The sequence below is a fragment of the Streptomyces neyagawaensis genome, assembly GCF_023516595.1.
Lineage (GTDB): Bacteria > Actinomycetota > Actinomycetes > Streptomycetales > Streptomycetaceae > Streptomyces > Streptomyces neyagawaensis.
In genome coordinates, this window is record NZ_JAMGBG010000085.1 from 1 (window position 1) to 8,747 (window position 8,747).

1 protein-coding gene is annotated in these 8,747 nt (G+C 72.6%); it reads right to left on the bottom strand.

What is annotated here, in order from left to right:
* The coding region (locus M8J73_RS30430; protein WP_249829313.1) for a non-ribosomal peptide synthetase at positions 1 to 8,727 on the bottom strand (8,727 nt) is incomplete at its 3' end.
* Positions 8,728 to 8,747 lie beyond the last annotated feature (20 nt).

Sequence of the window (8,747 nt, forward strand, 5' to 3'; positions counted from 1 at the left end):
GCCGAACGGGTCGGCGACGAACCGGTCCGCGGTCAGCTCGGGGCGCCCCCGGTAGCCGCGTCCGACGTTCCCCGCGACGTACAGCTCCCCCACCGCGCCCGGCGGTACCGGGGTGAGTCCCGGACCGAGGACGTAGGCCCGCATGTTGGCGAGCGGGGCGCCGATCGGGGCGCTGCCGGTGGCGTCGCCCACCTCGGCGAGGGTGGCGTAGAAGCTCTCCGTCTGGCCGTACGCGTTGATCACGCGCACGTCGGGGAAGACCTCCCGGACCCGGCGTACGAGCCCGGAGGGCAGGCCCTCGCCCGCGAAGACCAGGGTGTCGACGGTGGTGGTGCCGGCGAGCTGGTCGACGAGTTCGGCGAAGACGGACGGGACGGTGCTGATGACGGAGCCCTGCCAGCCGTCCCGCTCCCCCAGGGCGAGCACGTCGCGGACGATCTCGACGGTGCCGCCGTGGGCGAGGGTCGTGAACAGCTCGAACACCGAGACGTCGAAGTTGACGGAGGTGCCCGCGAGCATCCGGCGGCCGGGGGCCATGCCCACCGGGCCGGCCAGCCGCAGCACGCCGTTGACCACGTTGGAGTGCGTGATCGCGACGCCCTTCGGGGTGCCCGTCGAACCGGAGGTGTACATCACGTACGCGAGGTTCTCCGGGTGGACCGGGCGGCCGAGGTCGGTGTCGTCGGCCGGGAGGACCAGCTCGTCGACGTACAGCTTCGGCACGGTCGTCGGGGGCAGTACGGAGACCGTCCCCGAGTCGGTGAGGACCAGCTGGGGCCGGGCCTCGCCGAGGATGTACTCCAGGCGGTGGCTCGGATACTTGGGGTCGATCGGCAGATAGGCGCCGCCCGCCTTCAGTACCGCCAGCAGGGCCACCGCCAGGCCCTCCGTGCGGGGCAGGGCCACCGCGACCACGCTCTCCGGGCCGACGCCGTGGGCGACGAGCTCCCGGGCGAGCCGGTTGGCCGCCGCGTTCAGCCCCGCGTACGTCAGCGTCGTGTCGCCGTACTCCACGGCCGGCGCGTCCGGGGTGGCCGCGACCTGCCGCTCGACGAGTCCGGCGACGGTCAGCGCCGGGGTGTTCGCCGGGCTGCCGCTCAGTGCGGCGAGCCGATCGTGCTCGGCCGGTTCGAGGAGGTCGACGCGGCCCACCGGGACCGACGGGTCGGCCGCCATCTGCCGCAGGACCCGCACGAGCCGCCCGCCGAGCGCCTCGACGGTGTCACGGTCGAAGACGTGCTGCTGGTACTGGAGGACCAGCTGGAGGTGCGGGTCGGCGGCCGCCATCACCGTCAGCGGGTAGTGCGTGCCGGAGAAGGGGCGGATGCCGGTGAAGGCGATCCCGGCGGCGCTGTTGGCGGAGTCGATGCCCCCCTTGTCGACCGGGAACGACTCGAAGACCACGAGGGTGTCGAAGAGGGTGCTCAGCCCGGTTGTCCGGTGGATCTCGCTCAGCCCGTGGTGATGGTGGTCGAGCAGTGCGGCCTGGCGCCGCTGGAGCCCGGTGAGCAGGTCGGCGAGGGAGTCGCCGGGGCCGTACTCGACGCGCACGGGCAGGGTGTTGATGAAGAGTCCGACCATCGAGTCCACGTCGGTCACCGTCGGCGGCCGTCCGGAGACGGTCGCGCCGAACACGACGTCCGAGCGGTTCGTCAGCCGGCCGAGGACGACCGCCCAGGCGCCCTGGACGAGCGTGTTGACAGTGATGCCGAGTTCGGAGGCGCGGCGGTTGAGGGCGCGGGCCTCGTCGAGCGGCAGCCGTACGTCGAGCTGGCCGACACCGGGGTCACCGACGTCCGTGGCCGTGTCCGCCTCCGCGTCGCCGGCCGGGGCGGGGGGTGCGAGGAGGGTGGGTTCCTCCACGCCCGCCAGTTCCGCCGCCCAGGCGCGGGCCGTCTCCGCCTCGTCCTGGCGGGACAGCCAGGTGAGGAAGTCCTTGAAGCCGCGGGTGCGGGGCAGGACGGCCGGGTCGCCGGCGGAGCCGTACAGGTGGAGCAGGTCCTGCATGAGGATCGGGAAGGACCAGCCGTCGAACAGCACGTGGTGGGCGGTGAGGACCAGTTCGGAGCGGTCGTCGGTCATCCGGACGAGGGACAGCCGCAGCAGCGGCGGGGCGGCCGGGTCGAAGTGGGCGGTGTGGTCCTCGGCGAGGAACCGCTCGAACGCCTCCTCCCGTTCCCGCTCCGGGAGGTCGCGCAGGTCGACCTCCCGCCAGGGAAGGCGGACGCCGTCCACGACGGCCTGGACCTGCCGACCGGCCGAGTCCGTCACGAACGCGACCCTCAGGTTCGGGTAGCGGTCGAGTACGGCCTGGCCCGCGGCCCGCATGCGCCCCGGGTCGATCCGGCCGGAGACGTGGAAGGCGATCTGCATCTGGTACGCGTCGTGCGCCGCGTCGTCGTCCAGGAGGGACTGGAAGAGCAGGCCCGACTGGAGCGCGGTGAGCGGCCAGACGTCGGTGAGGCCGGGGTACGCCTCCTCCCACTGCTCGATGTCCCGCTGGGTCACGTCGACGAGGGGCAGGTCGGAGGGGGTGAGCCCGCCGGCCGCCGGGTCCTCGGTGACATGGGTGGTGATCGCCGTGAGCGCGTCCGCCCAGAGGGACATGAGGTCCTCGACCTCGGTGCGGGTGAGGACGCCGGCCGGGAAGCCGACGGAGGCGTCCAGCTGGGCGCCGAGGTCGGTGTCGATGACCGCCGAGTTGATCTCGACGGTGGTCATGGCCGGTATCCCGCCCAGGTCCGGGGAGAGGGCCACGTCGGGGAGCTGGGTCCAGCCGAGGTTGCGGAGTTCCTCCGGCATGTCGGCGGAGGAGAAGCGGCCGAGGTAGTTGAACCCGATCTGCCCGGCGGCGCCGAGAGCGCCGAGGTCGGCCGCGGTGCCCTCGTTCAAGTAGCGCAGCAAGCCGTAGCCCAGGCCCTTGTCCGGGATCGCGAGGAGTTGCTCCTTGACGGACTTCACCACCGCGCCCGTCGTGGCGCCGCCCTCGAACGCCTCGTCCACGTCGAAGCCCGTCGTGTCCAGGCGGACCGGGTACATGCTGGTGAACCAGCCGATCGTGGAGGAGAGGTCCGCGCCGGGGACGACGTCCTGTTCGCGGCCGTGGCCTTCGAGGCGGACCAGCGTCGACGGTTCGTCCACTCCCCTGCCGCGGCGCCACTTGGTCACCGCGAGGGCGAGGGCCGTGAGGAGGGCGTCGTTGACGCCGCCGTGGAAGGCCGTCGGGACCTTCGTCAGGAGGGCCTCGGTGACCTCCGGGGGGAGGCGGAGCGAGACGTGGTCCATGGTGGAGCGGGTGTCGGCGGCCGGGTCCAGCGGGCGGGAGCCCAGCAGCGGGTCGGGGCCGTCGAGGATGCCCCGCCACAGCTCCAGTTCGGCCGTGCGCTCCGGCGAGCCGGCCTCCTCGATCAGGGCGTGCGTCCAGCGGCGTACGGACGTGCCGACCGGCGGGAGTTCCGCCGTGCCGTTCTCCTTCAGCTGCTTCCACGCCTCGGCGAGGTCGGGGAGCAGGATGCGCCAGGAGACACCGTCGACGACCAGGTGGTGCAGGGCGACGAGGAGCCGGCCGGGGATCTCCGGGTCGGCCGGGTCGAACCACACGAACTGGGCCATCACCCCTGCCGCCGGGTCCAGTCGGCCGGTGGCCGCGTCGAGTTCGGCGGCGGCGTTACGCAGCCAGGTCTCGTCCCAGGTCCCGTCGCAGGCGACGCGCCGGATCAGTGAGGCGGTGTCGGTGGAGCCCGCCGGGGTGACCTCCAGGCTCGCGCCGGTCAGCCGGGACCGGAGCAGGTCATGGCGGTCGAACACGGCGTCGAGGGTGGTGATGAGGCCGGACCGGTCGATACCGAGGGGCAGTTCCAGCGGCAGGGACATGGAGAAGCGGTCGAAGTCGCCGCCGAGTTCCAGCATGTACTGGGCGATCGGCAGCAGCGGCAGGGTGCCCGTGCCGCCGCCCTCGAACTCCTCCAGGAGCACGGCGGTGCCGGTGGTGCGGGCCACGCGGGCGAGTTCGGCGACCGTGCGGTGCTCGAAGATCTCGCGCGGGCTGACCTCGACGCCCTGGGCGCGGGCCCGGGTGACGACCTGGATGGAGCGGATGGAGTCGCCGCCGACGGCGAAGAAGTCGTCGTCGATGCCGACCCGGCCGTGGCCGAGGACATCGGCGTAGACCGCGGCGAGGATCTCCTCGTCGGGGGTGCGGGGCGCCCGGTACTCGCCGCCGCTGAACTCCGGTTCGGGCAGGGCCTTGGTGTCGAGCTTGCCGTTCGGGGCGAGCGGCAGCCGGTCGATGACGACGAAGGCGGCCGGGACCATGAACTCGGGGAGCCGGTCGGAGACGAAGGAGCGCAGGTCGCGTGAGGTGAGTCCGGCGGTGAGGTCGAAGTCGGTGCCGCCGAGCTGTCCGGCGCCGTCACCGCCCGTCCCCGCGTCGGCGGGGACCACATAGCCGACGAGCTGCTTGCTCTTGCCGTGCTCGCGGACCACTACGGCCGCCTGGGCGACACCGGGGTGCGCGGTGATCGCGGCCTCGACCTCGCCGGGCTCGATGCGGAAGCCCCGCACCTTGACCTGGGAGTCGGCGCGTCCGGCGTACTCCAGCTGCCCGTCGGCGTTCCAGCGGGCGAGGTCGCCCGTGCGGTACATCCGGGAGCCGGGCGGGCCGAACGGGTCGGCGACGAACCGCTCGGCGGTCAGGTCGGGCCGTCCCCGGTAGCCGCGGCTGACGTCGCCGGCGATGTACAGCTCGCCGACCACGCCCACGGGGGCCGGGGTGAAGCCGGGGCCGAGGACGTAGGCCCGCATGTTGCCGAGGGGGGTGCCGATGGGGGCGCTGCCGGTGCCGCCGGCCGCTCCCGTGCCGGTCGCGGTGTGGGTGGTGGCGTAGAAGGACTCGGTCTGGCCGTAGGCGTTGACGACGCGGACGCCGGGGATCTGCTCCCGCATCCGCTCCACCAGGGCGGTGGGCAGGGCCTCGCCGGCGAAGACGACCGTCTCGACGGTGAGTCGGCCCGCGAGCTGGTCGAGCAGCTCGGTGAAGGCCGACGGCACGGTGGAGATCATCGTGCCGTTCCAGCTGTCGCGTTCGCCGAGGACGAGGACGTCCCGGACGATCTCGGCGCTGCCGCCGACGCTGAGCGTGGTGAACAGTTCGAACACCGACACGTCGAAGTTGATGGAGGTGCCCGCGAGAATCCGCGAGCCCTTCTTGACGCCGACCCTCGGGATCAGCCGCAGCACACCGTTGACGATGTTGTGGTGGCTGAGGGACACGCCCTTCGGCACACCCGTCGAGCCCGAGGTGTACATGACGTACGCCAGGTTCTGTGGGTGGGCGGTGACCGGCAGGTTGTCCGGGGAGCGGTCGGTGAGGTCGAGCCGGTCCAGATACAGCTTCGGCAGGTCCGTCTCGGGGAGCACCGACACGGTCTCGGTGTCCGTGAGGACGAGGGCCGGGGCCGCCTCGCCGAGGATGTGGTCCAGGCGGTGGCTCGGGTACTTGGGGTCGATCGGGAGGTAGGCGCCGCCCGACTTGAGGACGGCGAGCAGGGCGACCGCGAGGTCGGCGGTGCGCGGCAGGGACACCGCGACCAGGGTCTCGGGGCCGACGCCGTGGGCGACGAGTTCGCGGGCGAGCCGGTTGGCGCGGGCGTTCAGCTCCCAGTAGGCGAGGGTGGTGTCACCGGAGACGATCGCGACCGCGTCCGGCGTGGCGGCGACCTGCTTCTCGACGAGTTCGGCGACCGTGAGGTGCGGGGTCGGCTCGGCGGTGTCGTTGAAGCGGTGCAACACCTGGTCGCGTTCTGCGTCGTCGAGGAGGTCGACGGCGCCGACGCGGGCTGCCGGGTCGGCGACGAGCTGGCGCAACACCCGGACGAAGCGGTCGGCGACGCGCTCGGCCGTCTCCCGGTCGAACAGGTCGGTGGCGTACTCCAGCAGGCCCTCGACCTCGCGTCCGTCCGGGCCCGTCACCTCGGTGAGGTTGAAGAACAGGTCGAACTTGGCGGTCCCGGTGGGCGTCGGCACGTACGCGACGTCCAGGCCCGGCAGGTCGAAGTCGGCCTGCGCGAAGTTCTGCCAGGCGAACATGACCTGGAACAGCGGGTGGTAGGCCGTGGACCGCTCGGGGTTGAGCAGTTCCACCAGGCGCTCGAAGGGGGCGTCCTGGTTGGCGTACGCGGCGAGGGCCTTGTCGCGGACCTGGGCGATCAGCTGCTCGAAGGTGGGGTTGGCGGACAGTTCGGCGCGCAGCACCCAGGTGTTGACGAAGAACCCGACCAGGTCGGCGAGGGCCTCGTCGGTGCGGCCGGCGATCGGGGAGCCGATCGGGATGTCGTCGCCGCCGCCGAGCTGGTGCAGCAGCACCGCGAGGACGGACTGCATGACCATGGAGACGGTCACGTCGTGCTCGCGGGCCAGCTTCTCCACGGCGACCAGGAGGTCGTCGTCGAGGCGGAAGTCGAGCATCTCGCCCCGGTAGCTCGCCTTCGGCGGGCGCGGCCGGTCCACGGGCAGCCTCAGCGGCTGCGGTACGGCGGCCAGTTCGCGCCGCCAGTACGAGGACTGCGCGGCGAGCACGCTGTCCGGGTCGGTGGCGTCGCCGAGCAGGTCCCGCTGCCAGAGCGTGTAGTCGGCGTACTGCACGGGCAGTTCGGCGAACTCGGGGGCGAGGCCCTCGCGGCGGGCCGCGTAGGCGGTGGAGATGTCCCGGATCAGCGGGGCCATGGACTCGCCGTCGCTGGCGATGTGGTGGATGAGCAGGGTCAGGAGGTGTTCGCCCGGCCCGACGCGCAGGATGCCGGCCTTGACGGGGATGTCACTCGCGAGGTCGAAGTGGTGCCGGGCCGCGCGGGCGACCGCGTCCGCCACGTCGTCCGCCGCCACCTCGACGACCGGGACGGGCAGGCTGTACTGCCCCGGCTCCAGGACGACCTGGTACGCGGTGCCGTCCACGTCCTCCGCGTACACGGTGCGCAGACTCTCGTGGCGGGCGACGACGTCCCGGATCGCCTCGGCGAGCGCCTCGGTGTCCAGGTCGCCGGTCAGCCGCAGCGCCATCGGGATGTTGTACGTCGCCGAGGGGCCCTCGAACCGGTCGATGAACCACAGCCGGCGCTGCGCGAACGACAGAGGCAGCTTCTCGGGGCGGGTGCGCAGGCGCCGCAGCGGGGTGCGGACGGTGTCGCCGGAGGACAGCTGCGCCGTCAGCTCGGCGACCGTGGGCGAGCCGAAGACCACCTTGATCGGGATCTCCACGCCCAGTGCGGTGCGGATACGGCTGATCAGACGGGTCGCGAGGAGCGAGTGGCCGCCCAGGTTGAAGAAGTTGTCGTCGATGCCGACCTCGTCCACGCCGAGGACCTCGGCGTACAGCCCGGCGAGGATCTCCTCCCGCTTGGTGCGCGGCGCCCGGTAGGGCACTCCGGCGAACTCGGGGGCGGGCAGCGCGGCCCGGTCGAGCTTGCCGTTCGGCATCAGCGGCAGCCGGTCGAGGACGACATAGGCGGCCGGGACCATGAACTCGGGGAGCTTGCGGGCCGCGTGGGCGCCCAGCTCGTCGGCGTCCACCGCGTCGGACGCGGTGGGTACGACGTACGCCACGAGGACCTTGCCGGCGTTGGTGCCGCGCCCGTTGCGGGCGATCACCGCGGCCTGCGTCACCTGCGGGTGGGAGGCGAGGGCGGCCTCGACCTCGCCGGGCTCGATGCGGAAGCCCCGCACCTTGACCTGGGTGTCACCCCGGCCGAGGTACTCGATCTGCCCGTCCTCGGTCCAGCGGGCGAGGTCACCGGTGCGGTACATCCGGGAGCCGGGCTCGCCGAACGGGTCGGCGACGAACCGGTCGGCGGTCAGGTCGGGCCGTCCGCGGTAGCCGCGGCCCAGGTTCCCGGCGACGTACAGCTCGCCGACGGCGCCCGGCGGCACAGGGGTGAGGCCCGCGCCGAGGACGTACGCCCGCATGTTGGGCAGCGGGGTGCCGACGGGCGCGCTGCCCGTGCCGTCCCAGTCGGCCGCGTCGAACGTGGTGGCGTAGAAGCTCTCCGTCTGCCCGTAGGCGTTGACGACGCGGACGCCGGGGAACGCCTCGCGGACCCGGGAGACGAGCGTCGACGACAGGGCCTCGCCCGCGAAGACGACCGTGTCCATGGAGGTGCGGTCGGCGATCTGGTCAAGGAGTTCCGCGAACGCCGACGGCACCGTGCTGACGACGGCCCCCCGCCAGTGGTCGCGCTCGCCGAGGACGAGGACGTCCCGGACGATCTCCGCCGTGCCGCCGTGGACGAGCGTGGTGAACAGCTCGAACGCGGAGACGTCGAAGTTGATCGACGTACCGGCGAGGACCTTGGACCCGGCCTGGATGCCCATGCGGGCGGCGAGCCCCAGCACACCGTTGACGATGTTGGCGTGGGTGATGGCGACGCCCTTGGGGGTGCCGGAGGAGCCCGAGGTGTACATCACGTACGCGAGGTTCTGCGGGTGGACCGGGCGGCCGAGGTCGCCGTCGTCGGCGGGGAGCTCCAGCTCGTCGACGTACAGCTTCGGCGTCTCGGTGTCCGGCAGCACCGCGACCGTCTCCGCGTCCGTGAGGACCAGGGTCGGGCGGGCCTCGCCGAGGATGTACTCCAGGCGGTGGCTCGGGTACTTGGGGTCGATCGGCAGATAGGCGCCGCCCGCCTTCAGCACCGCCAGCAGGGCGACGGCCAGCTCCGTCGAGCGGGGCAGGGACACGGCGACGACGGTCTCCGGGC